16 protein-coding genes are annotated in these 24,552 nt (G+C 67.7%); 12 read left to right on the forward strand and 4 right to left on the reverse strand.

Going from position 1 to position 24,552, the window contains the following annotated elements:
- Positions 1–154 precede the first annotated feature (154 nt).
- The 9 genes from recC to ACK5JE_RS09875 all read left to right on the forward strand — a co-directional run bounded on the left by recC (position 155) and on the right by ACK5JE_RS09875 (position 17,580).
- Positions 155–3,637, forward strand: a complete 3,483-nt coding sequence (recC, locus tag ACK5JE_RS09835) for an exodeoxyribonuclease V subunit gamma (protein WP_416801533.1) — start codon at positions 155–157, stop codon at positions 3,635–3,637.
- Positions 3,634–7,323, forward strand: coding sequence for an exodeoxyribonuclease V subunit beta (gene recB, locus ACK5JE_RS09840; protein ID WP_416801534.1), 3,690 nt, complete (start codon positions 3,634–3,636; stop codon positions 7,321–7,323). Before recC ends, recB begins: the two co-directional genes overlap by 4 nt.
- Complete coding sequence (recD, locus tag ACK5JE_RS09845) at positions 7,316–9,277, forward strand: exodeoxyribonuclease V subunit alpha (protein WP_416801535.1); 1,962 nt, start codon at positions 7,316–7,318, stop codon at positions 9,275–9,277. The genes recB and recD overlap by 8 nt, the downstream gene beginning before the upstream one ends.
- Before the next feature lie 86 nt (positions 9,278–9,363).
- Entirely contained in the window at positions 9,364–11,010 is a 1,647-nt protein-coding gene (locus tag ACK5JE_RS09850; protein ID WP_416801536.1) for an acyl-CoA synthetase, read from the forward strand.
- Between the two features lie 8 nt (positions 11,011–11,018).
- On the forward strand, positions 11,019–12,614 hold the full coding sequence (locus ACK5JE_RS09855) for an NAD(P)H-hydrate dehydratase (protein ID WP_416801537.1): 1,596 nt from the start codon (positions 11,019–11,021) through the stop codon (positions 12,612–12,614).
- A 19-nt stretch (positions 12,615–12,633) separates the two neighbouring features.
- The gene (locus ACK5JE_RS09860; protein WP_416801538.1) at positions 12,634–13,482 is read left to right on the forward strand and encodes an HAD family hydrolase; all 849 of its coding nucleotides are present in this window, start codon (positions 12,634–12,636) and stop codon (positions 13,480–13,482) included.
- Entirely contained in the window at positions 13,379–15,139 is a 1,761-nt protein-coding gene (gene tadA / locus ACK5JE_RS09865) for a tRNA adenosine(34) deaminase TadA (protein WP_416801539.1), read from the forward strand. The genes ACK5JE_RS09860 and tadA overlap by 104 nt, the downstream gene beginning before the upstream one ends.
- 129 nt (positions 15,140–15,268) lie before the next feature.
- A complete protein-coding gene (locus ACK5JE_RS09870; protein ID WP_416801540.1) occupies positions 15,269–16,870 on the forward strand; it encodes an ABC-F family ATPase in 1,602 nt (533 codons plus the stop codon).
- A gap of 86 nt (positions 16,871–16,956) precedes the next feature.
- Positions 16,957–17,580 (forward strand): IMPACT family protein, encoded by a 624-nt coding sequence (locus ACK5JE_RS09875; RefSeq protein WP_416801541.1) that lies wholly within the window; start codon positions 16,957–16,959, stop codon positions 17,578–17,580.
- Positions 17,581–17,587: 7 nt separating this feature from the next.
- Here the strand turns inward: ACK5JE_RS09875 and ACK5JE_RS09880 are convergent, their stop codons facing one another.
- From ACK5JE_RS09880 to ACK5JE_RS09890, 3 genes are all read right to left on the reverse strand, one after another.
- Positions 17,588–19,078, reverse strand: a complete 1,491-nt coding sequence (locus tag ACK5JE_RS09880; protein WP_416801542.1) for an MFS transporter — start codon at positions 19,076–19,078, stop codon at positions 17,588–17,590.
- Positions 19,075–19,455, reverse strand: a complete 381-nt coding sequence (gene trxA / locus ACK5JE_RS09885; protein ID WP_416801543.1) for a thioredoxin — start codon at positions 19,453–19,455, stop codon at positions 19,075–19,077. Before trxA ends, ACK5JE_RS09880 begins: the two co-directional genes overlap by 4 nt.
- A gap of 253 nt (positions 19,456–19,708) precedes the next feature.
- Complete coding sequence (locus ACK5JE_RS09890) at positions 19,709–21,001, reverse strand: NCS2 family permease (RefSeq protein ID WP_416801544.1); 1,293 nt, start codon at positions 20,999–21,001, stop codon at positions 19,709–19,711.
- A gap of 91 nt (positions 21,002–21,092) precedes the next feature.
- Between ACK5JE_RS09890 and tsaD the strand changes: the two genes are divergently transcribed.
- On the forward strand, positions 21,093–22,139 hold the full coding sequence (gene tsaD / locus ACK5JE_RS09895) for a tRNA (adenosine(37)-N6)-threonylcarbamoyltransferase complex transferase subunit TsaD (protein ID WP_416801567.1): 1,047 nt from the start codon (positions 21,093–21,095) through the stop codon (positions 22,137–22,139).
- A gap of 39 nt (positions 22,140–22,178) precedes the next feature.
- Here the strand turns inward: tsaD and plsY are convergent, their stop codons facing one another.
- Positions 22,179–22,820 carry a glycerol-3-phosphate 1-O-acyltransferase PlsY gene (plsY, locus tag ACK5JE_RS09900; protein ID WP_416801545.1) on the reverse strand — a complete coding sequence of 214 codons (642 nt, stop codon included), beginning with the start codon at positions 22,818–22,820 and terminating at the stop codon, positions 22,179–22,181.
- Positions 22,821–22,935: 115 nt separating this feature from the next.
- Between plsY and surE the strand changes: the two genes are divergently transcribed.
- Both surE and ACK5JE_RS09910 read left to right on the forward strand, forming a co-directional pair.
- Positions 22,936–23,682, forward strand: coding sequence for a 5'/3'-nucleotidase SurE (gene surE / locus ACK5JE_RS09905; protein ID WP_416801546.1), 747 nt, complete (start codon positions 22,936–22,938; stop codon positions 23,680–23,682).
- Positions 23,683–23,698: 16 nt separating this feature from the next.
- Positions 23,699–24,544 carry a protein-L-isoaspartate(D-aspartate) O-methyltransferase gene (locus tag ACK5JE_RS09910; RefSeq protein ID WP_416801547.1) on the forward strand — a complete coding sequence of 282 codons (846 nt, stop codon included), beginning with the start codon at positions 23,699–23,701 and terminating at the stop codon, positions 24,542–24,544.
- Positions 24,545–24,552 lie beyond the last annotated feature (8 nt).

A 24,552-nucleotide genomic window follows, 5' to 3' on the forward strand; every position in this document is an offset into this window, starting at 1 on the left:
GGGGGTGGACAGGCCCCTGGAGCGCCTCAGGGGTTCCCTAAGGATAACCCCGATGCGCGGCAATCCCAACGGGTCGATCCGTCCGCGTGCCGGGCAGGCGGGCAAAAGCCTTTATGATCTAGTCTGAACGAGCCAGGATCATGGAGGAGCAGGCGTGGCCGAACTCACACCGGGGCTGATGCTGATCCACGGCAATCGGGCGGAACAATTGCGCGAAGTCCTGGTCGCGTGGCTGCGCCATTCGCCGCTCGATCCCCTGGAAAATGAGTGTCTGCTGGTGCACAGCAACGGCATCGCGCAGTGGCTGAGGCTGGCGCTGGCGCAGCGCGATCAGGGCTGCGGCATTGCCGCCGCGCTGGATTTTCTGCTGCCGTCGCGTTTCATGTGGCAGGCGTATCGCGCCGTGCTGGGCGCGCACGCCGTGCCCGAGCAATCTCCCCTGGACAAGGATCCGCTGACCTGGCGCCTGATGCGGCTGCTGCCGACGCTGGCCGGCCAGCCCGGCTTCGAGCCGGTGGCCCGCTTCCTGGCTGACGATGCCGGTGTGCGCAAGCGCTATCAGCTGGCGCATCGGCTGGCAGACCTGTTCGATCAGTATCAGGTCTATCGGGCCGATTGGCTGGATGCCTGGAGCCGGGGCGCCGCGATCCTGCCCGATGCGTTCGGACATGACCCGGCCTTACCCGAGTCCCAGGCCTGGCAGGCCCGCCTGTGGCGCGCGCTGCTGGACGACCTGGGGGCCGATGAGCGCGTGCCGCTCGGCCGCGCTGCCGTGCACGAGGCTTTCATGGCGCGGGTCCGGGCGCCGGGCGATGTTCCGCGCCCGGCCGGTCTGCCGCGCCGCTTGCTGGTTTTCGGCATATCCTCGATGCCGCGCCAGACGCTGGAGGCCTTGTCCGGCCTGTCGCGCTGGATTCAGATCCTGGTGTGCGTGAACAATCCCTGCGCTCATTACTGGGCCGATATCCTGGGCGGGCGCGATCTGTTGCGCGCGCGTTTCCGACGCCAGGCGCGCCGTCCGGGAATGCCCGACGTCCTGGATGAAAACGCATTGCACCAGCAGACGCATCCGCTGCTGGCCTCCTGGGGGCGTCAGGGGCGTGATTTCATCGGCCTGCTCGACGATATCGATGACCCGGCGCACCGGGCGCGCTGCGGCCTGGCTTTCGAGGCGCTGCATCAGCGGATCGACGCCTTCGAGGCTCTGCCGGGAGAGACGCTGCTGGCGCAGTTGCAGGACGACATCCGCGACCTGCGGCCCCTGGCCGAGACGCGCGCGCTCTGGCCCGCAGTGGATACGGCGCACGATGACTCCCTGCGTTTTCATGTGGCCCACAGCGCGGAGCGCGAGGTCGAGATCCTGCACGATCAGTTGCTGGCGGCTTTCGCCGCCGATCCCGGTCTGCAGCCGCGCGATGTGATCGTGATGGTGCCCGACATCGAGGCTTATGCGCCGCATGTGCAGGCGGTGTTCGGCCAGTATGGTCCCCGGGATCGCCGTCACGTGCCCTACGCCCTGGCGGATCGGGGGCAGCGCCAGGCCGATCCGCTGGTCATCGTGCTGGAGCGGTTGCTGTCCCTGCCGCTTCTGCGCCTGGGCATTCAGGAGATCCTGGAGTGGCTCGACGTGCCGGCGCTGCGGGCGCGGTTCGGCATCGAGGATGATGAATTGCCGCTGTTGCAGACCTGGGCGCGGGACGCCGAGGTGCGTTGGGGGCTGCATGCCGAGCATCGCGCCGGGTTCGGTCTGGCGCAGACGCCGCAGGCCGCGCATGGACATACCTGGGATTTCGGCCTGGAACGCATGCTGCTGGGTTATGCGGCGGGCGCGGATGCGCCGGCCTGGGGAACGATTGAACCCTATGGCGAGACGGGCGGGTTGCGGGCCCGCGCGCTGGGCGCGCTGGCCCGCCTGCTGGACACACTGGACCATTACTGGCGCTTGCTGCGTCAGGAGGCCGCGCCGGTCCGGTGGGTCTCGGTGCTGCAATGCCTGCTTGATGATTTTTTTCTGCCGCTGTCCGATGGTGATGAACAGACGCTGGCGCGGTTCCGTGAAATCCTCCAGGATTGGGCGCTGCTGTGCGAGACGGCCGGCGTCGACGAGGCGCTGCCGGTGTCCATCGTTGTCGAGCACTGCCTGGGGCGCCTGGACCAGGCCGCCTTGTCGCAACGTTTTTTCGCGGGGGCGGTGACGTTTGCCACACTCATGCCCATGCGGGCCATTCCGTTCCGGCGCGTCTGCCTGCTGGGGATGCAGGACGGCGCCTTTCCCCGTCAGCGCGTCCCGGCCGATTTCGACCTGATGGCGCTGCATCCGCGCCCGGGAGATCGTTCCCGGCGCGAGGACGACCGCTATCTGTTCCTCGAAGCGCTGCTGTCGGCGCGCGACCAGCTGTATCTTTCCTGGGTCGGGCACAGCATCCATGACAATACGCCCCAGCCGCCTTCCGTGCTGGTGTCTCAGCTGATGGATCATCTGGACCGGGGCTGGCGTTCTTCGGACGGCGCTGAATCCCTGTCGCGGGCCCTGAGCCTGGATCATCCGTTGCAACCGTTCAGCCGCCGCTATTTTCCCGGGCGGGCGCAGACCGGACCTGGCGCATTGTTCACCTATGCCGCCGAATGGCGTCGTGCCCGCCAGCCGGCAGCGCCCGCGCCTTCGCCGGCTGCCCTGCCGTCATTGGCCCGGGATGCCGCGCTGCGGCTCGAGGTGTTGCGCCAGTTCCTGCGCCACCCCGTGCGCGCTTTCTTCCAGCAGCGTTTGCAGGTGGTTTTCGAGGCCCCGGCTCCCGATCTGGACGAAGGTGAGCCCTATGTGCGGGACAAACTGGGCCAGTGGAAACTGCGCGCCGAACTGCTCGAGGCCTTGCGGCAGGCCCCCGATCCGGCAAGGGCCGAGCCGGTGTTCCGGGCGTGTCTCGATCGCATGCGTCAGCGTGGTGCCCTGGTTGCCGGAGGCCTGGGCGAGGCGGTCGCCGAGGCGTTGTACGAGAGCGTCCAGGCCACCATCGATCCCTATCTCCGCGCTTGCGCGGCCTGGCCCCAGGCCTGCGATGCCGCGTTGCGCATGGAGAGCGTCGTGCCCGAGAGCGAGGTGTTGTTCGAGGACACGCTGGGTGGCTGGCGCCAGGACGGGCAGGGCCGGTGGGGCCGGATCGTGCTGCTGGCCAGTCACCTGGTGCGCCAGCGTCATTACCGCCTCACTCCCATGATGCCCGCATGGCTGGATCATCTGGCCGCGCATGTTCATGGCCGGTCGCTGACGACCGTGCTCGTCAGCCCCCAGGGCTGCGCGCGGTTCGAGCCGCTGGACCCGGATCAGGCCGCCAGTCAATGGCAGGCCCTGTGGGCCGCATGGCGGCAAGGCATGCGCGTTGCCCTGCCTGTGGAAATCGACACTGCGGGTGTCTGGCTGCGCGCGGGCGCCGATCCGGATCCCGGCAGCAAGGCGTGGCGTGAGGCCGAGAACATTTATACCCAGCGCGTCGACAACGACCTGTATCTGCGGCGCTGTTATCCCGATTTCGATCGGCTGTGCGCAGACGGTGCATTCTTCGACTGGGCCAGGACGCTGTACGGCACGGCATCGCGGGCCATTCTGCCGTACTCGGATACGACGCAGGAGGACGCATGAATCCGGCGCCGGTGATGCCTCAGGTCGATCCGCTGCGGTTTCCCCTGCGGGGCAGCCACCTGATCGAAGCCAGCGCCGGGACGGGCAAGACCTGGACGATCGCCGCCTTGTATGTCCGGCTGGTGCTGGGGCATGGCGGTCAGCGCCCCTGGCTGCCCGCCGAGATCCTGGTGCTCACCTTCACTGATGCGGCCGCCCAGGAACTGCGTGACCGCATCCGGGGCCGGCTGGCCCAGGCTGCGGTCTGGTTCGCCGAGGCGGACGATCCGGATGCCCTGGAGGATCGCCCGGTCGATCCTTTTCTGGCCGCCTTGCGGCAGGAATGGCCGCAGGACCAGTGGGCCGCCTGCGCCCGCACGCTGGACCTGGCGGCGCAGTCCATGGACGAGGCGGCCATTTCGACCATCCACGGCTGGTGCGCCCGGGTCCTGCAGGAGCATGCGTTCGACAGCGGCAGCCTGTTCGAGCAGCGGCTCGAACCTGACCTGGGCGCCGAGATCCGCCAGGCCGCCTGGGATTACTGGCGCGCGCATGTGGCGCCGCTGCCGCCCGAGGCATTGGCCGAGACGCTGTCCGTATGGTCCGGGCCGGATGCGCTGATGGAGCTGTCCGGCCTGCTCACGCGCGAGTCCCTGCCCGATGGCGCCGATGAAAGTCTGGCCGACGCGCTCGTCCGCCATCGGACGCTGCGACAGCATCGTCTGACCGCGCTCAAGGCGCCCTGGGTCGGGGAGGCGGATGTGCTGGAAGGCTGGCTGATGTCGCTGGGCGGCGATGTGGGGATCCGGCCGACGGACAGGCGCCGCTGGGCGCAGGCCCTGCGAACCTGGGCGCAGAGCCCCGAACAGGTCGAACTGGACCTGAAGACCGGTTGGGACCGTCTGACACCGCAGGGCATCGAGGAAAAATGGCGCGGTGCGGGCGTGGCGCCGTCCCATCCCGCGAGTGAGGCGCTGGCGCGCCTGCGTCTCGCTCTGAACGAGCTCCCCGCCGTGCGCGCCACATTGCTGCGTCACGCCCTGGCCTGGATGTCGGGCCGGCTGCGTCAGGCGCTGTCCAGCGCGGCGCTGCTGGGATTCGACGGCCTGCTCGGCAATCTGGACGCGGCCCTGGCCGGCGCCTCGGGCGCCCGGCTGGCGCAGACCTTGCGACGGCAGTTTCCGGTGGTGCTGATCGATGAATTCCAGGATACCGATCCGGTGCAGTACCGGATTTTCGACCGGGTCTACCGGGTTGCCGACAATGATCCGGAGACGGCGCTGGTGTTCATCGGCGATCCCAAGCAGTCCATTTATGGTTTCCGGGGCGCCGACGTGCATACCTATCTGCGGGCCAGCCAGGCCTGCGCGGGTCGGGTCCAGACCCTGGGGCGCAACTATCGTTCATCCGAGGCCATGGTCGCGGCTGTCAATCAGTGCTTCATCCAGGGCGGCGCGCAGGCCTTTCCCACGAGCGTGCCGGCGGCGACCATCGATTTTCATCCGGTCCAGGCGCAAGGGCGGCCCGAACGCTGGGAAATCCAGGGACGTCCGGTCCCGGCCATGAGCGCCTGCTGGATCGGGCCGGCCGAGCCGGACAAGCCCTTGCCCTCCGGCCTGTACGTACAGGAGGCGGCTGAGCGCTGCGCCCGGCGTGTAGCCGATATCCTGGGGCAGGGTCTGCGCGACGAGGCGGGCCTGCGTGGCCAGGCGGGCCGGGACCACGGGGCGGATCAAGGCGATGAATCAGGACAGGGCGATGCGGCGGGGCTGCGCGATGGGACGGGGTGGACGCGGGTGCGGCCCGCTGATATCGCCATTCTGGTCAACACGCATGCCGAGGCGCGCAGCGTGCGTCAGGCCTTGGCCCGGGTCGGGGTGCGCAGTGTCTATCTCTCCGAACACGATTCCGTCTACGAGTCGCCCCAGACCGCAGAGCTGGCGCTGTGGCTGGCCGCCTGCGCGCGTCCTGAGGACGAGCGCGCTGTGCGCGCGGCCCTGGCCACGCCGGCGCTGGGCCTGGACTGGCCGGCATTGGACCGGTTGGTGGAGGACGAGCGCATCTGGGATGCCCAGGTCGAACGTTTTCAGGAGTATCGCCAGATCTGGCGTCAGCGCGGTGTGTTGCCCATGCTGCGCCGGCTGCTGCATGATTTCGACGTGCCTTCGCGGCTGTTGGCCGATGGTTATGAGGGTGAGCGGCGCCTGACCGATTTTCTGCACCTGGCCGAACTGTTGCAGCAGGCCGCCGCCCACCTGGACGGGGAACAGGCCGTGCTGCGTTATCTGCACCAGCAGTCCCTGAACCCGCAGGGAGAGGACGGCCGCCGCCTGCGCCTGGAAAGCGATGAGGATCTGGTCCGGGTCGTGACTGTGCACAAATCCAAGGGACTGGAATATCCCCTGGTCTTTCTGCCTTTTGTCTGCAAGGCCCGGCGTGTCGAGGGCGGGCGAGGCCCCTATCTGCTGCCCGAATCAGACGACCGGGCCTGGATCATGGAGGTGGACGCCGATCAGTTGCGTCGCCTGGATCGTGAGCGTCTGGGCGAGGATGTGCGCAAGCTCTATGTGGCGCTGACGCGCGCCCGGCATGCTGTCTGGATGGCGCTGGGGTCGCTCAAAGACGTTGGCGCCAGCGGCATCGGCCATCTCCTGGGCGAGGATCTGCACGCCGCCTGGGCGTCCATGACGCAGGCCCATCCCGGGCTGATGGCCTGGGATGCGACCTCGCCGGATGATGCGGACCGGACGCGCCTGACCGATGCGGCCAGCGAGGCGCTCGGAGACGCCCGCCACCTGGCGGCGCCGGCCGTCAGGCAGGCCTGGTGGATTTCCAGTTATTCCGGCTTGTGCCTGGCCGATGCCGCCGCGCCTGAGACAGCTGCCGAGGATGTGTTGCGCGAAGGCCGTCAGGCCGAGCCTGCGCAGGTGCTTGCGACCGGGGCCCAGGCGTCCGAACCGGTCGTTTCGGGGTTGCAGGATTTTCCGCGCGGCAGCGAGGCCGGGACATTCCTGCACGGCCTGCTGGAGTGGGCGGCGAAGCGTCATTTCCGTGACCTGGACGAAGTGCGGGATCTGATCGCCCGACGCTGTGCGGTGCGCGGCTGGGAGGCGCACATCGATGCGCTGCACGACTGGTTGCTGCGCCTGATCCGGACGCCATGGCGCCCGGCGCTGCCGGAAGCGCCCGTGCTGCGGCTGGACCGCCTGCAGGCCTGCCTGCCGGAGATGGAGTTCTGGCTGCCCGCGCACCAGGTGGACATCGAATCCCTGGATGCACTGTTGTGCCGGGGCACCTTTGGCGGCGCAGTTCGGCCGGCCCTGGCGCCAGGCCGGTTGAACGGGATGTTCAAGGGCTTCATCGATCTGGTTCTTCAGGCCGATGGCCGCTATTACCTGGTCGATTACAAATCCAACGACCTGGGTTCCCAGGCCGCCGACTACGCACCCGAGGCGCTGGCCGCGGTCATGCGCGCGACCCGCTACGATGCCCAGATGCTGATGTATCTGCTGGCGCTGCACCGGCAGTTGCGCGCCCGGCTGGCCGATTACAACTATGCGCGCCACATGGGGGGTGCGCTGTACCTGTTCCTGCGCGGCCAGGAGACGCCCGGGCAGGGTATCGTGGCGCTGCGGCCCGAGCCGGAACTGATCGATGCGCTGGACGTGCTGTTCGACGGGGCGCGCCGAGGAGGGGATGATGACTGAGTGGCCCGACTGGCTGGCGTTCGGACCGCCCGAAGAGGATCTGCGCGATCTGGATGTGGCCTTTGGCCGCCTTCTGGCCCGTCGGTCGCCCCAGGCGCCCATGTTGGCGCTGCGCCTGGCGGTGTTGTGCAGTGCCAGACTGGCGCGTGGACATCCCAGCCTCGATCTGCATGCCCTGTGCGAACCGCAGGCAGATGCGTCAGACGACGATGCGCCGGACCGGAGCGGTGTGCCGGCCTGGATCGAGGGCGGGCTGGAGGGCTGTCTCGCCGCGCTGGCGCAGGCCGATTTCGTGGGCGACGGCGATGGCCCGCAGCCGCTGGTGCTGCATGGGCAGCGGCTGTACCTGGCCCGCTATTGGCGTGCCGGACGGCGGATCCGCGAGGCTCTCGAGCGGCGGCTCGCGCAGCCGCCGGCGCATGAGCCGGCCCGGATCCGTCACTGGCTGGATCGGATCTTTGCCGAACCGGCCACAGAGACGCCGGACTGGCAGAAAATCGCCTGCGCCACGGCCTTGCTGCAGGGCTTCAGCATTGTCACGGGAGGGCCGGGAACAGGCAAGACCACCACGGTCGTGCGTCTGCTGGCGGTGCTGCAGGGGCTGGCCATGGCGCACGGGCGCGCGAGCGGCCTGCGTATCCGCCTGGCCGCGCCGACGGGCAAGGCGGCGGCGCGTTTGAATGAATCCATTGCCGGGGCGCTGGGACGTTTGGCGGAATCCGCCGATGCGCCATTGCGCGCCGCGCTTCATCGCGTCCCGGCGCAGGTCGTCACGTTGCACGGACTTCTGGGCAGCCGGCCCGACACGCGGCGTCTTGAATTTCATGCGCACAACCCCCTGGATCTGGACGTCCTGGTGATCGATGAAGCCTCGATGATGGACATCGAGATGATGGATGCCGTCCTGGCCGCCTTGCCCACGCAGGCGCGTCTGGTGCTGCTGGGGGATAAGGATCAGCTGGCCTCGGTCGAGGCCGGCGCGATGCTGGGCGAATTGTGCGAGCGCGCTGAAGGCGGTCATTACACGCCGGCGCAGTGCCATCGCCTGCTCGAATGCTGCGGCGAGACCGTGCCCGAATCCTGGCAGGATCCGGACGGCACCGCCCTGGATCAGGCCGTGGTCATGCTGCGCCACAGTCACCGTTTCCAGGCCGACAGCGGTATTGGCCGGTTCGCCGCCGCCGTGAACCGGGGGGATGCCGGGGCCGTGACGACGTTGTTGCGCGCGCCTCCGCCCGGCCTGGGCTTGTTGCGGGCGGGGTCGGCGGCGACCGTTCCGGATGCCTGGTTGCGGGACAGCGGCGTGCTGGGCGACTCGGGCTGCGCGGCCCTGTGCCGGATCGTGCGCGCGGACCGTCCCGCGCCGGGGGCGCCCGCTCTGGCCTGGGACGATTGGGCCCGCGCCGTCCTGGCGCAGCAGGCGCGGTTCCAGGTGCTGTGCGCTTTGCGCGATGGCCCCTGGGGTGCGCAGGGCTTGAACCAGCGCATCGAATCCCATCTGCGGGCTGCCGGCTGGCTGGCGCCGTCCGCCGAGACCTGGTATCCCGGTCGGCCGGTGCTGGTGCTGCGCAATCACGCTGCCCTGGGGCTGGCCAACGGCGATATCGGCGTGGCCTTGCCCAGGCCCGATCCGCAACAGGACGGGGCCTGGATGATCCGGGTGGCCTTTGCCGGCACGATTCCGGGGGCCGTGCGCTGGGTGTCGCCGGCGCGGCTGCCGGAAGTCGAAACCGTCTACGCCCTGACGGTGCATAAATCCCAGGGGTCGGAATTCGATCGGGTCGTGCTGGTGCTGCCCGACCGGAAATCACCGCTGCTGACGCGGGAACTGCTCTATACCGGCGCGACCCGGGCGCGCCGCGGGCTGACGTTGGTGCTGCCCGGAGGAGATACGCTCCTGAAGGACGCCGTGCATCACCGGACCCGGCGCGCGGGCGGCATCTGGATCACATGACCGGGTTCGCGTCTCGCTAAAATGAGCGCGAGGGGGAGGGCGCCGTGACTGCGCCGGGATGCCCCGACAGATGGATGGAGACACGCATGACCTCGATTTACGAACAGGATCTGCCTCAGAATCCGGCCAATTTCGCGCCGTTGACGCCGCTGCTGTATCTGGAGCGGGCCGCCGAGGTCTACCCGGACCGGACCGCAGTGGTGCATGGCCAGGGCGATGCCGTCATCCGCCATACCTGGGCCGAACTGTACCGGCGCTGCCGCCGTCTGGCGAGCGCCCTGGCCGCGCGCGGCATCGGCCGGGGGGACACGGTGGCCGCGATGCTGCCGAACGTCCCCGCCATGGTCGAGGCGCATTTCGGCGTTCCCATGAGCGGGGCCGTCCTCAATACCCTGAACACACGGCTGGACCCCGCCACCATCGCCTTCATGCTCGATCACGGCGAGGCGCGCGCCATTCTCGTCGATCGGGAATTCTCGGGCGTCGTGCGCGAGGCGCTGGCGCGGCGCACCCGCACCGAACCCATTCTGGTGGTGGATGCCGACGACCCCCAGTACGACGGTCCGGGCGAGGCCATCGGTACGCTGGACTATGAGGCCTTGCTGGCCGGAGGGGACCCCGATTTCGCCTGGCCGATGCCGGAGGCCGAATGGGATGCGATCACCCTGAACTACACCAGCGGCACCACCGGCGATCCCAAGGGCGTCGTCTACCATCACCGGGGGGCGGCCCTCAATGCCGTGTCCAACATTCTCGAATGGGACATGCCCAAGCATGCGGTCTACCTGTGGACGCTGCCCATGTTCCACTGCAACGGATGGTGCTTTCCCTGGACCGTGGCGGCACGGGCGGGGGTCAATGTCTGCCTGCGGCGGGTCGATGCGCCGACCATGGTGGCGTTGATGCGCGCGCATGGCGTCACGCATTATTGCGGGGCGCCCATCGTCCAGAGCATGCTGGTCAATGCGCCGCAGGCGCTGCGCGACACGATTCCTGCCGGCATCCGGGCGATGGTGGCGGGCGCCGCGCCGCCCGCCTCGATGATCGAGGGCATGGAGGCCCTGGGCATCGATCTGACCCATGTCTACGGCCTGACCGAGGTCTATGGGCCGGCCACGGTCTGCGCCAAGGACGCGGCCTGGGACGACCTGGACATTGGCCGGCGGGCCGAGCGCAACGCCCGCCAGGGTGTGCGCTATCACCTCGAAAAGGCTACCCGGGTGCTGGATCCCGACACCCTGCGGCCGGTGCCGGCCGATGGCCAGACCATGGGCGAGATCATGTTCCAGGGCAATATCTGCATGAAGGGCTACCTGAAAAATCCGCGTGCGACGCAGGCAGCGTTCGCGGGCGGCTGGTTCCACAGCGGTGATCTGGCGGTGGTCGATCCGGACGGCTATATCAAGATCAAGGATCGCAGCAAGGACATCATCATCTCCGGCGGCGAGAATATCTCCTCGATCGAAGTCGAGGATGTCCTCTATCGCCACCCGGCCGTGCTGGCCGCCGCCGTGGTCGCCAGGCCCGACGCGCGCTGGGGCGAGACCCCCTGCGCCTTCGTCGAGCTCAAGGCCGGCGCGCAGGTCGGCGTCGAGGACATCGTGGCGCATTGCAAGGCGCATCTGGCGGGCTACAAGGTGCCGCGCCATGTCGTGTTCGGCGAGTTGCCCAAGACGTCCACCGGCAAGATCCAGAAGTTCGAATTGCGCCAGCGGGCGGCGCAGTCCGCCTGAGGCCGGTGATGTCGATCCGGCCTTCCCGGACACATCGGGCGGGCGGCGCGTCGCCGCCCGCTCCGGCTCCCGGATCGGAGGGGCTGTCGCGTCATGCGCTGCTGAGTCCGGCGCAGATGGGCGTCGCCGACCGGGCGGCGCCGGCGGCGGGCGTGACCGGTGTGCAACTGATGGCGGCGGCCGGGGCGGCCGTGGTCCGGGCGATCTGCGACCGCTGGGCGCCGAGGCCCGTGCGGGTCCTGTGCGGGACGGGCAACAACGGCGGCGATGGCTTTGTCGTGGCGCGCCTGCTGCGGGATGCGGGCTGGCCGGTGCGGGTAGCGCTGTGGGGCCGCCGCGATGCCTTGCGCGGAGATGCGGCCTGGGCGGCCGAGGCCTGGTCCGGGCCACTCGAGCCGGCTGAGCCGGCGTGCCTGGAGGGCGCCGGCCTGATTGTCGATGCCTTGCTGGGCGCCGGATTGAGCCGGTCGCCGGAGGGCACCTTGCGGGCGCTGATTCAGGCCCTCAATGCCGCCGCCGCGCCGGTGTGCGCCATCGATGTGCCGACCGGCCTGGACGGTGCCAGCGGTCGCGCGCCGGGGGCCGTGGTGCGGGCCGATCTGACGGTCACCTTTTGCCGGCGCAAGCCCGGTCATCTGCTGTTGCCCGGACGTGTGTTGTGCGGCGCGCTGGTCTGCGCCGACATCGGCATGCCCGAGGCCGCCCTGTCCGGGATCGCGCCCGCGGCGTACGCCAATCATCCCGACCTCTGGGCGGGGATTTTCCCCTGGCCGCGCGTCGATGGCCACAAATATCACCGGGGCCATGCGCTGGTGGTGGGCGGCGCGCAGATGCCGGGCGCCAGCCGCTTGGCCTGCCTGGCGGCCGCGCGGATCGGGGCTGGCCTGGTGACGCTGGCTACGCCGCCGTCCGCCTGGGCGCTCCAGGCCGGGGCGCTGACCTCGATCATGGTCGAGGCGCTGCCGCAGGATGGCGCGCTGGACCTGGCGGTGGCCGATCCGCGGCGCAATGTGCTGCTGATCGGGCCGGGGCTGGGCCGGACGCCCCAGGGGCGGCATCAGGTGCTGGCTTTGCTGGCGACAGGCCGTCCCTGCGTGCTCGATGCCGATGCACTCAGCGGTTTCTCCGATGAGCCGGAAGTCTTGCTGGGCGCGCTGCACGAAACCTGCGTGCTGACGCCTCACGAAGGCGAGTTCGCCAGCCTGTTCGGCGCGGTGCTGCCTTCAGCGGATATGGAGTCGCCTTCAGCGGATGTTGGGGCGGCGGGCGTGGGAGACGATAAACTGTGGCGTGCCCGGACGGCGGCCCGGCAGAGCGGCGCGGTGGTGGTGCTCAAGGGCGCCGATACCGTGATCGCGGCGCCCGACGGCCGCTGCGTCATCAACGACAATGCGCCGCCGACGCTGGCCACCGCCGGTTCGGGGGATGTGCTGGCGGGCTGCGTGGCCGGTCTGCTGGCGGCCGGCATGCCGGTTTTCGAGGCGGCCTGCGCCGCCGTCTGGCTGCATGGCCTGGCGGCCGACGGGTTGGGGCAGGGACTGCTGGCCGAAGATCTGCCGGGCGCTTTGCCCGGGGCGCTGGCCGTGCTGGCCGGTATGGATTGAGACTTAACTGGATGCGCATATGGCGGACGTGATCGCGCTGGTCTTCGATTTCGATGACACCCTGGCGCCGGACAGCACCTCGGGATTTCTTCAGGAGATCGGTGTGGACGTGCCGGCCTTCTGGCATGACCGGGTCGGGCCGCTGCTGGACCATGAGGACTGGGACCCGGTGCCGGCCTATCTGTACCAGATGCTGGCGCTGTCCCGTTCGGGCCGCCATGGCCCGATCACCCGCGATCGTCTGCGCGACTGGGGCCGGCGGCTGCCCTTGCACGAAGGCGTGACGACCCTGTTCGAGCGTCTGCGCGCGCGGCTGCATCAGGCGCATCCGACCGTGCAGCTGGAGTTCTATCTGATTTCCAGCGGCATTGGCGACGTGCTGCGCGAGACGTCCATCGCGGACTGGTTCTCCGACATCTGGGCTTCCGAATTCCATTACGACGCCGACGGCGCCATCGATTTTCCGCGCCGGGTGGTCAGCTTTACCGACAAGACGCGTTATCTGTTTCACATCCAGAAAGGAATCATCGGCGCCGAGTCGCGCAACAAGCCCTTCGAGGTCAATCGCAAGGTCGATGCCGACAAGTTGCGTGTGCCGTTCGAACAGATGATCTTCGTCGGCGACGGTTATACCGACATTCCCTGCTTTTCCCTGATCCGCCGCTCGGGTGGCGTCGCGTTCGGCGTCTGGGATCCGCGCCACAAGGAAAAACGCAGCCGGGCCTGGGGGTTCATCGAGGACGGCCGGGTGTCCAATCTGAACCATGCCCGGTTCGGTGAGGACGCTGAGCTCTATCAGTTGCTGGAGGCTGCCGTCGAAAGCCTGGCCTCGAAGATCGTGCTGCGGTCGCGGATGTATCGTGGCTGAAACGCGCATCAGCCCTTTGGACGATGACGGCGCCATGGCGCTGGCGCTCGAGCAGGCCAGACAGGCGGCGGCGCTTGGCGAGGTCCCCGTTGGGGCCGTGGTGCTGGATTCCGAGGGCCACCTGCTGGCCACCGGGCACAACCGCACCATTCTCGACCGCGACCCCACGGCGCACGCCGAGGTCGTGGCGTTGCGCGCCGCCGCCCGCCATCTGGACAACTACCGCCTGAGCGGCGCGCGCCTGTATGTGACGCTGGAGCCTTGCGCCATGTGCCTGGGGGCGATGTTCCATGCGCGTCTGGCGGAAATTGTCTATGGCGCGTCCGACCCCAAGACCGGCGCCTGCGGCGGCGTGGTCGATCTGTCCGCGCAGCCGCGCCTGAACCATCATGCCCGGGTGCGGGGCGGGGTGCGCGCGCAGGCCTGCGGCGATCTGTTGCGCCGATTCTTTCGCGCCCGGCGCGAAGCCGTCCGTACGGCGCGCGCCAGCGCGCCGGCGACGCAGGCGTGCGCCGATTTCCCCTCGATGGCCTCCGGGGCCGATCCCTCTCTTTCCTGGAATCTTTCCGCCATGCCCAAACAGAAATCCGCCTCCGCTTCATCCTCTCGCACGGCGTCCCGTCCAGCCACCGGCGGCGAACACACGCACCTTGTCTGCGACGACCCGGGATGCGGCGCGCATGGCGTGCATGCGCAGCCTTCAGGGATCTACCTGATCTCGCCCTCGGGCGCCGTGCCGGAACCCGCCAGACTGGATCTGGCCACGGAGCGCCTGCGCGCGATGGGTTTCCGCGTGACGGCCGATCGTACGGCGCTGGCCGTGCACGAGCGTTTTGCGGGCACTGACAAGCAGCGTCTGGCGTCCATCCAGCGCGCCCTGAAACAGAAGCACCCGGTCGTCATGGCGACGCGGGGCGGTTATGGCCTGAGCCGCCTGCTGCCGCACATCGACTGGCGGGCCGTGGCCGACAGCGGCAAGACCTTCATCGGCCAGAGCGATTTCACCGCCTTCAACCTGGCCCTGCTGGCGCGCACCGGCGCGGTCAGCCTCGCCGGTCCCACGGCGATCTTCGATTTTGGTGCCAAGAAAGTCGATGACCTGACCCAGGCCTTGTTCCAGGAAACCCTGTCGGGCGAGCTGGAAATCCTCAGCTTCGAGTCGCCCGGCGCCGATTCGGTGGACGCGCGCGGCATCCTCTGGGGTGGCAATCTGGCGATGGTGGCTTCGCTGGTCGGCACGCCGTACCTGCCCGATGTCCAGGGCGGCATTCTGTTCCTGGAGGACATCTCCGAACATCCTTTCCGGATCGAGCGCATGCTGACCCAGCTGTGGCATGCCGGCGTGCTGGAAAAGCAGCACGCCATCGTGCTGGGCCAGTTCACCGATTACCGTCTGGCGCCGCATGACAACGGTTACGACCTGGACGCAGTGGTGCGCTGGCTGCGCAAGACGGTGCGCGTGCCGGTGATCACGGGCCTGCCCTATGGTCATGTCAAGGTCAAGGCCACGTTGCCGGTGGGGGCCCGCACGGGCATCGCCACCGAAGACGGCATGGCGCACCTGGTGTTCCAGGAGCATGGACATGCGCATGGGATTGAATGCAGTGGATGCGATGAGGCGGCCGGAGCTGAAGACGCCGGCCAGGACCCACACTAGCGCGCTTCTGGATCAGCGGTTCCCCGGGAACGGATCGTCCCGTCGGGAGGGCCGCCGGTCTTAAAAAATCATGATTCTCCACCTGCTAAACTAGCAGGTTATTTTGATTTCATTTTTCTTGTCGCCACCGTGATCTCCACCAACAACCTCACCATCCAGTTCGGCTCCAAGCCCCTGTTCGAGAACGTCAGCGTCAAATTCGGCGACGGCAACCGCTATGGCCTCATCGGCGCCAATGGTTCGGGCAAGTCCACCCTGATGAAGATCATCGGCGGCGACCTGGACCCGACCTCGGGCAACATCGCGCTGGAACCCGGCTTGCGGCTGGGCAAGCTGCGCCAGGACCAGTTCGCCTTCGAGGATGTGCGGGTGCTGGACGTGGTGATGATGGGACACGTCGAAATGTGGCAGGCGATGACGGATCGCGACGCCATCTACGCCAACCTCGAGGCGACCGAGGACGATTACATGCGCGCCGCCGAGCTGGAAGGCAAATTTGCCGAGTACGATGGCTACACCGCCGAGGCCCGCGCCGGTGAGCTGCTGCTGGGCCTGGAGATCCCCGTCGAACAGCATCAGCTGCCGATGCGCGAGATCGCGCCGGGCTGGAAACTGCGCGTGCTGCTGGCTCAGGCGCTGTTCTCCAATCCTGATGTGCTGCTGCTCGACGAGCCCACCAACAACCTCGACATCAACACCATCCGCTGGCTGGAAACCGTGCTCAACGGCTACGACAGCACGATGATCATCATCAGCCACGATCGCCATTTCCTGAACGAAGTCTGCACCCACATGGCCGATCTGGACTACGGCGAACTGCGCGTGTATCCGGGCAACTACGACGACTACATGCTGGCCTCCACCCAGGCGCGCGAACGGCAGGTGGCCGCCAATGCGCGGGCCAAGGAACGCGTCAGCGAGCTGCAGGATTTCGTGCGCCGCTTTGCCGCCAACAAGTCCAAGTCGCGCCAGGCGACCTCACGCCTGAAGCAGATCGACCGCATCAAGGCCGAAACCGTCCAGGTCAAGCCGTCCTCGCGGCAGAATCCTTACATCCGCTTCGAGGTCAACAAGGTGCTGCATCGTCAGGCCGTGCACATCGAGGACCTGTCGAAAGCCTATGACCGGCCCATCATCGCGGGCCTGTCCACCATGATCGAGGCCGGCCAGAAGGTCGCCATCATTGGCGCCAACGGGGTCGGGAAAACGACCCTGCTGCGCCTGCTGGCCGGCAACCTGCCGCCCGACGAGGGAGCAGTGCGCTGGTCAGAAAACGCCGACCTCGGCTACATGGCCCAGGACGTGTCCGATCAGTTTGATTCCGACCGTGATCTGTTCGACTGGATGACGGACTATCGCCAGCCGGGAGACGAGGACCAGTCGATCCGCTCGGTGCTCGGCCGGTTGCTGTTTTCGGGTGACGAGATCACCAAGGCCGTGCGCGTGCTCTCGGGCGGCGAAAAGAACCGCATGAGTTTTGGCCGCCTGATGCTGGGCCGCCACAATGTGATGCTGATGGACGAGCCCACCAATCACCTGGACATGGAATCCATCGAGTCCCTGCAATATGCACTGGAACAATACAAAGGCACGCTGGTGTTCGTCTCGCACGACCGCCAGTTCGTGTCGGGCGTGGCGACGCGGGTGATCGAGATCCTGCCCGACGGCCGCCTGAACGATTACCCCGGGACTTACGAGGAATACCTGGCGTCCCAGGGCATCGAGGTGTGAGGCGTGGCGTCTGCCATGATCGCCCGGGCGCCGGATGACGGGTGCCGTAGACCGGATGGTGGCCGGCGACCGGCATGGACGGGCGCATGCCACATACCCTGACCGGCGTGGTCCGCCACGAGACCGACATCCGCAAGAGCCGGTTTCTGGCCCTGGCAGCGCCCATCGACTCGCCCGAGGCCGCCCAGACCTTTCTGGAAGCGTCCCGTGATCTTCAGGCGACGCACAACTGCTGGGCCTGGCGTCTGGGCGAGCAGTATCGCTTCCAGGATGATGGTGAGCCGGGCGGCACAGCGGGCCGGCCGATCCTGCAGGCCATCGACGCTCAGGGTTATGACCGTGTGGCGGTGCTGGTGATCCGCTGGTTCGGCGGCATCAAGCTGGGCACGGGCGGTCTGGTGCGGGCCTATGGCGGGACGGCAGCCGAATGTCTGCGGCTGGCGGATCGGGTGGAATTGCGCGAGGAATGCCACGTGCTGTGCGCCTGTCCCTATGCGGACATGGACCGTGTGCAGGCGCGCCTGCTGGCGATGGGTGCGCGGATCGAGCATGCGGAATATGACGGCCAGGGCGTCGTCTGGCGCCTGCGCTGTCTGCGCGATGAGGTTGTGGATCTCGAGACGCTCTATACCGATCAGACGCGCGGACAGGGATGCTGGCGCGTCCTGGATGCCGGCGGGGGTGCCGGGGAACAGGTCGGCCGCGAGTGAGCGGCCGTCATGCCGCGCCTGGCTGGCGCCGGATCCGTTGATCCTTGATCGCGACCAGCAGGGCCACCAGGACAACGGCCGCAATGACGCCGAATCCGGCGACCATCGCGGTCGGCCATGAGGACATGTTCAGGGTCCAGAAGACGACGGCGGTGATGATGGCGATGCCCACGGAGGTGCCGATGCGCTGTCCCGTCTGCATGATGGCCCCGGAGCTGCCCGCGTAATCCAGCGGCACATCCATCAGTGTCAGCGCCTGATTGGGGCTGATCACCAGCCCCTGCGCCAGGCCGATGAACGAGAGGGTCAGCAGCAGCCACCAGGCGCTGATCCGGTCATGCACCTGCAGCAGGATCACCCCCGCGCTCAGGAGCAGCCCGGCCAGGGCCAGCAGCAGGCCGATGATGACGATCCGGCGACCATATGCCATCACCCGGCGTCCGGCCCAGTCGGCGGCCCAGGAGGACAGCAGGGCGGCAGGGATGCCGAACAGGCCGGATTGCAGGGCCGTCATGCCCAGGCCTTCCTGGACATACAGGGCGACCAGCACCCAGATGCTGGTCATGCCCAGGAAATACAGGCTCATGATCAGCACGCCATTGCTGAAACTGGACGTGGAAAAGATCCGCAGATCGACCATGGGGCTGTGGCCATGGCGCGCCGTATGCCGTTCCCAGCCGATCCACGCGGCCGTCAACCCCAGGCTCAGCGGCAGCAGCAGCCAGGTCAGGGGCGCGGTGCGGGATTCGACGAACGGATACAGAAAGCACAGGACCGCCAGTCCCAGCAGCGGGGAGCCGACGGGATCCAGGGAGCGCCAGCCCTGGTGCGCGGGGGCCCTGGGGGTGGATGCCTGGTTCGGGCCCGGGGCGGCAGGCAGGCGGATCAGTGGCCGGGGAAACCACTTGAAGCCGAGCACGAGAACGGCGATCCCGATCGGGACATTGACCAGAAAGGTCAGGCGCCAGCCGAGTTGCTGTCCGCCCAGTTCGATCAGCAGCCCGCCCAGGACCGGGCCAATGGCCACGGAAAATCCCACCATGGTGCCGAAATAGCCAAAGGCGCGGCCACGCTCCGCGCCCTGGAAATACTGCTGGATCATGCCCAGACCCTGGGGGTTGAGCAGGCCGGATCCCACACCCTGCGCGAAGCGCGCGCCGTTGAGCCATGCGGCATCCGGCGCCAGCCCCGCCGCGACGGAGGCCAGGGTGAACAGGGCTACGCCGATCAGAAACAGGCCGCCGCGTCCCATCAGGTCGCCGGCGCGTCCGGCGGCCACCAGCACGACGCCAAACGTCAGCGCATAACCGGACAGCACCCACTGCATGTCGGATTGCGTGGCGTTGAGGGCGACATGGATGGAGGGCAGGGCGACGTTGACGATGCTGACCCCGATCAGGGACATGAAGATCGTCGTCAGCAGTACGGCCAGGATGCGCCATCGGCCGGGATCCGGCCGATGGGCGGGTTGCGCGGCAACCGGGGGCGCGGCGCTCAATGGGAGGTGGACGAGGCTTTTTCCTGGGCGGCGATTTCGGCGTGGACCTGCGCCATGTCCACGGCTTTCACCTGGGTCAGAAGTTCTTCGAGTTGCGAGGCGGACAGCGCGCCGGCCTGCTGGAACAGCAGCACGTTTTCACGGAAGACCATCAGGGTCGGAATGGAGCGGATGCGCAGCGCCGCCGCCAGTTCTTGCTGTTCCTCGGTGTTGATCTTGGCGAACGTGACGTCGGGGTGCTGCTCGGCGGCGGCCTCGAAGGTCGGGCCGAACTGGCGGCAGGGACCGCACCAGGGCGCCCAGAAATCGATGATCAGGGGCTGCTCGGCCTGGGTGGCCGCCTGGAAGGTGTCTTGGGTGAGTTCGATGACGCTCATGAGTGCTCCAGGATCGGGTCGGACGGCAGGATGCCGTCCGGGGTTCCAATCAATATGGGGGCGGAAGCGGGAATTTGCAAGCCGGGCGGGATGGGGATTCTTGGATCGTGGCATCCCTTCGCTTTGCGGGATTCTCTGCCTCGTGGCCTGCACGCCGCTTTGAGTGTGACGGCCTCCCCCACCTCGCGGCTTGCACGCCGCTCGGATTCGTCTGGCATAGGACAGCCCGCAGAGGGCTGTCCTATGTCCCGACTCATCCCGGAAACAGGGCGTATTTGATGGTGAAGAGGATGGCGACCAGCAGGGTGGCCGGGTGGATTTCGCGGAAGCGGCCCGACAGGATCTTGATCGCCACGTAGCTGATGAAACCGAAGGCCAGGCCGTTGGCGATGGAATAGGTCAGCGGCATGGAAATGGCGGCAATGGCGGCCGGGACGGATTCCGTGATGTCGCTCCACTCCACGTCGACCAGTTCACGCAGCATGAGGCAGGCCACATACAGCAGGGCGGGGGCCGTGGCATAGGCCGGGACGATGGCGGCCAGCGGCGACAGGAACAGCGCCAGCAGGAACAGCACGGCGATGGTCAGGGCGGTCAAGCCGGTGCGCCCGCCCGCCTGAACGCCTGAGGCGCTTTCGATGTAGGCGGTGGTGCTGCTGGTACCCAGCATGGAGCCGGCCACGATGGCGCAGCTGTCCGACAGCAGGGCGCGGCCCAGGCGCCCGGGGCGACCCGGGCGGATCAGGCCGGCGCGGGTGGCCACGCCGATCATCGTCCCGGTCGCGTCAAAGACCTCGACCAGCACGAACACCAGGATTACGTGGAAGAAGCCGGTATTCAGCGCCCCCATGATGTCCAGCTCGAAGAATGTGGGGCTCAGGCTGGGCGGTGCCGAGAAGATGCCCCTGAATTCCGTGTAGCCCGTCACGATCGACAGGAGGGTGATGGCCAGGATGCCGATCAGGATGGCACCACGGATTCTCATCGCGTCCAGGGCCGCAATGATGAAGAATCCCAGGACGGCGAACAGGGTCGTGGCGTGGGTCAGGTCGCCCAGCCCGACCTTGGTGGCCGGATTGGCGACCACGATGCCCGCCGAGCCCAGGGCGATGATGCCCAGGAACAGCCCGATCCCTGCGGCGATGGCCGATCGCAGCGAGGCCGGGATGCCTGCGACCAGCCACTCCCGGGCGCCGGTCACCGTCAGGATCACGAACACCACCCCGGAAATGAAGACCGCTCCCAGCGCCTGTTGCCAGGAGTAGCCCATCTGCGCCACCACAGTGAAGGCGAAAAAGGCGTTCAGGCCCATCCCCGGCGCCATGCCGATGGGCCAGTTGGCGAGGAAGGCCATGATCAGCGAGCCCAGCGCCGCAGCCAGACACGTGGCGACGAAAACCGCGCCCTTGTCCATGCCGGTGCTCGACAGGATGTCCGGGTTGACGAATACGATGTAGGCCATCGTCAGAAAGGTGGTCAGGCCAGCCAGCACTTCTGTGCGGACCGAGGTGTCATGTTCCGTGAGCTTGAAGAACTGTTCCAGCATGGTGTCTCCTTTGGATGTCTGTCTTCGTTACTTTTGTTTAAGACCGGGTCATTCTAAAGCCCTTTCGAGATCAGTTGTACACTTGCGCCCTATGCTGATCATCGGATTCGAGAGTTCCTGCGACGAGACCGGGGTGGCGGTCGCGTGCACCGAGCGCGGTCTGCTGTCGCATGCCCTGCACAGCCAGATCGCCATGCACCGGGAGTATGGCGGGGTGGTGCCGGAACTGGCTTCGCGCGACCATATCCGCCGCATCGTGCCGCTGACGCGCCAGGTGCTGGGCGAGGCGGGTGTGCGTCCCGAAGACCTCGATGCCGTTGCCTACACGGCCGGTCCCGGCCTGGCCGGGGCGCTGCTGGTGGGCGCGAGTTTTGCCCGCGCCTTTGCCTGGGCGCGGAATCTGCCCGCGATCCCCATTCATCATCTCGAAGGCCATCTGCTGTCGCCGTTGCTGGCCGACGAAAGACCCGATTTCCCCTTCGTGGCACTGCTGGTGTCGGGCGGCCACACGCAGTTGATGCGGGTCGACGGCGTGGGGCGGTACGATCTGCTGGGCGAGACGCTGGACGACGCGGCAGGCGAGGCGTTCGACAAGAGCGCCAAACTGCTGGGGCTGGGCTATCCGGGCGGGCCGGAACTGTCGCGTCTGGCCGAGCAGGGCGATCCGCAGGCATGCGCGCTGCCGCGTCCCATGCTGCATAGCGGCGACCTGGATTTCAGTTTCAGCGGCCTGAAGACCGCCGTGCTGACCCGGATGCGGTCCCTGCGTGATGTCGGTCAGGACGACGACCGGGCAGCGCGCGCCGACCTGGCCGCTTCGACCGAGGCGGCCATCGTGGATGTGCTGGCGGCCAAATCTCTGCAGGCGCTGCGCCGCACCGGGCTGAAAACCCTGGTGGTGGCGGGCGGTGTGGGCGCCAACCGGCATCTGCGCGCGCGGTTGCGCGATGCCCTGAACACCCTGGGCGGCCAGGTGTTTTTCCCGCCGCTGCATCTGTGCACCGACAATGGCGCGATGATTGCCTGGGCCGCAGTGATGCGCGGGCGCGCCGGGTTGGTCGATCTTGCGGCTCTGCGCAGTGATGCCGCCTTCGAGGTGCGGCCTCGCTGGGACTTGCAGGACGTGTGCGTCGGCTGAGCGCCCCGCTTCCGGGGGATGGTCCGATTCCCGGGGAGACTATTTTTTCTTGCTGCCGATCTTGCTTTCCTTGCCCGCCAGCAAACGGTCGATGTTGGCCCGGTGGCGCGACAGCAGCAGGACGCTGATGAATACGATCACGACAATGGTCAGCGGATCCGCGTGCCAGGCCACCTTGTCCCCCAGGATGTAGTAGAACGGCGCAAAGACAGCGGCCAGAATCGCCGCCAGGGACGAGTAGCGGGTCACCAGCGCCACGATCAGCCAGGTGGCGGCGGTTGCCAGGGCCAGCCAGGGCTGCAGCGCCAGCAGCACGCCCAGCGCCGTGGCGACGCCCTTGCCGCCTCGAAAGCCGAGGAACAGCGGATACAGATGGCCCAGAAACGCCCCCAGGCCAGCCAGCGGGATCGCGGCTTCGGGCAGCAGGCCCTGACGCACGACCCAGGCGGCCAGCGCCACCGCCAGCCAGCCCTTGGCGGCGTCGCCGATCAGGGTCAGGGCCGCAGCCAGCTTGTTGCCGCCTCGCAGCACATTGGTCGCGCCGGGATTGCCCGAACCGAAGCTGCGCGGATCTTTCAGGCCCATGACGCGGCTGACCACGACGGCAAAGGGCACGGAGCCCATCAGGTAGCCGATGAGCAGGGCAGTGGCCAGGCCTGGAATCGAAATAAAAGAAGTCATGGCGGGTAGGGCGGCGGGACGATCCGCACGGGATGAGTGATGGGCGCCATTCTAAAGCGCAGCGCGGCGCGGGTACAATTCGCACCATCCGGTTTCAAGTGGGAAAGGCGAGCATATGCGCATTCTGGTGTCCAACGACGATGGCTACAACGCAGCGGGGATCGAAGCCCTGGCGGCGGCGCTGCGGCCCTTGGGCGAGGTCACCGTGGTGGCGCCGGAAACCAATTGCAGCGCAGCATCCAATTCGCTGACGCTGCGCCGGCCCCTGTCGGTGCGCCAGGCCGCCAATGGCTTTTATTTCATCAACGGTACGCCTTCGGACTGCGTTCATGTAGCGCTGACAGGCATGCTCGATAACCGACCCGACCTGCTGGTCTCGGGCATCAACAATGGCGCCAACATGGGCGACGATACCCTGTATTCGGGCACGGTGGCCGCAGCCATGGAAGGCTACCTGTTCGGCATCCCGTCCATGGCCTTTTCCCTGGCCGACCGCGAGTGGCGCCACCTGGATTGCGCGGCCCGGGTCGCGCATGATCTGGCGGCGCGGTTCCATGATCGGCCCTGGGAGGAACCGCTGCTGCTCAACATCAATATTCCGGCGGTGCCCTACCGCGACCTGGCGGGCTACCGCACGACCCGCCTGGGGCGCCGTCATCCCGCCGAACCCGTCATCCGCAGCACGACCCCCTACGGCGAGACGGTGTACTGGATCGGTCCGGTCGGGCAGGCGCTGGACGGCGGCGCCGACACGGATTTCGGCGCCATCCAGGCGCATGCCGTATCGATGACGCCCTTGCGGGCCGATCTCACGGACCATGCCCGTACCGACAAGGTCGCGCAGTGGATGAGCGACCGATGAGTTCCCGGGAGATCCGATGAGCAAGCCGCGTCATCCGTTGGACAAGCCGCGTCACCCGCTGGACAAGCCTGCGCGCGGGCCGCGGACGTCTCCGGTGGGGTCCGCGCTGGGGCCCGGCTATTCGGTGGCCAACAGCAATACGCGCATTCTCGGGCCGCGCCCGTCCGCTTTGCCGCACTTCCAGGACAGGACGCCCGTTGCGCCCGCCGCCGCCAACCTGGGCCTGAATTCGGACCGGTTGCGCCTGCAGATGGTGCATCGCCTGCGCGAGCAGGGGGTTGCCGATGAGCGGGTGCTGTCGGCCATGCAGGCGGTGCCGCGCCATCTGTTCGTGGATCAGGGGCTGGCCAGCCGGGCCTATGAGGATGCCGCCTTGCCCATCGGCTATGGCCAGACCATTTCCCAGCCCTGGGTGGTGGCGCATATGCTGGCGGTCATGTGCCAGGGCCGCACGCCGGCGCGGGTGCTGGAGATCGGCGCTGGCTGTGGTTACCAGGCGGCCGTGCTGGCCCGGTTCGTGCCCGAGGTCCATGCCGTCGAACGGGTGCGCGGCCTGTATGATCAGGCACGGCTGAACCTCGCCCAGGCCGGTGTCCGGGGGCGGGTGCGGCTGATTTTTGGCGACGGCATGCGGGGGCTGGAACACCGCGCGCCCTTCGATGGGATTGTCGTTGCCGCTGCGGGGGTTAAAATCCCAGAAGCCTTGCTGCACCAGCTGGCTGTGGGGGCACGCCTGATCGCCCCGGAAGGCACGGCGCACCAAAGGCTGATCCTGATCGAGCGGACCGGATTGTCCTCCTGGCACCGGCTTGAACTCGACGATGTCCGATTCGTACCGTTGCGTCCTGGCACGCAGACCTAAGTAGGAGA

The organism is Castellaniella sp. (assembly GCF_047971665.1).
Taxonomy (GTDB): Bacteria; Pseudomonadota; Gammaproteobacteria; order Burkholderiales; family Burkholderiaceae_B; genus Castellaniella.

Bases quoted from the DNA above. Each gene is read 5' to 3' on its own strand.
- recB (WP_416801534.1), top strand. From the start codon at position 3,634: ATGAATCCGGCGCCGGTGATGCCTCAGGTCGATCCGCTGCGGTTTCCC.
- recD (WP_416801535.1), top strand. From the start codon at position 7,316: ATGACTGAGTGGCCCGACTGGCTGGCGTTCGGACCGCCCGAAGAGGAT.
- ACK5JE_RS09850 (WP_416801536.1), top strand. From the start codon at position 9,364: ATGACCTCGATTTACGAACAGGATCTGCCTCAGAATCCGGCCAATTTC.
- ACK5JE_RS09855 (WP_416801537.1), top strand. From the start codon at position 11,019: ATGTCGATCCGGCCTTCCCGGACACATCGGGCGGGCGGCGCGTCGCCG.
- ACK5JE_RS09860 (WP_416801538.1), top strand. From the start codon at position 12,634: ATGGCGGACGTGATCGCGCTGGTCTTCGATTTCGATGACACCCTGGCG.
- tadA (WP_416801539.1), top strand. From the start codon at position 13,379: ATGCCCGGTTCGGTGAGGACGCTGAGCTCTATCAGTTGCTGGAGGCTG.
- ACK5JE_RS09875 (WP_416801541.1), top strand. From the start codon at position 16,957: ATGCCACATACCCTGACCGGCGTGGTCCGCCACGAGACCGACATCCGC.
- trxA (WP_416801543.1), bottom strand. From the start codon at position 19,455: ATGAGCGTCATCGAACTCACCCAAGACACCTTCCAGGCGGCCACCCAG.
- ACK5JE_RS09890 (WP_416801544.1), bottom strand. From the start codon at position 21,001: ATGCTGGAACAGTTCTTCAAGCTCACGGAACATGACACCTCGGTCCGC.
- tsaD (WP_416801567.1), top strand. From the start codon at position 21,093: ATGCTGATCATCGGATTCGAGAGTTCCTGCGACGAGACCGGGGTGGCG.
- plsY (WP_416801545.1), bottom strand. From the start codon at position 22,820: ATGACTTCTTTTATTTCGATTCCAGGCCTGGCCACTGCCCTGCTCATC.
- surE (WP_416801546.1), top strand. From the start codon at position 22,936: ATGCGCATTCTGGTGTCCAACGACGATGGCTACAACGCAGCGGGGATC.
- ACK5JE_RS09910 (WP_416801547.1), top strand. From the start codon at position 23,699: ATGAGCAAGCCGCGTCATCCGTTGGACAAGCCGCGTCACCCGCTGGAC.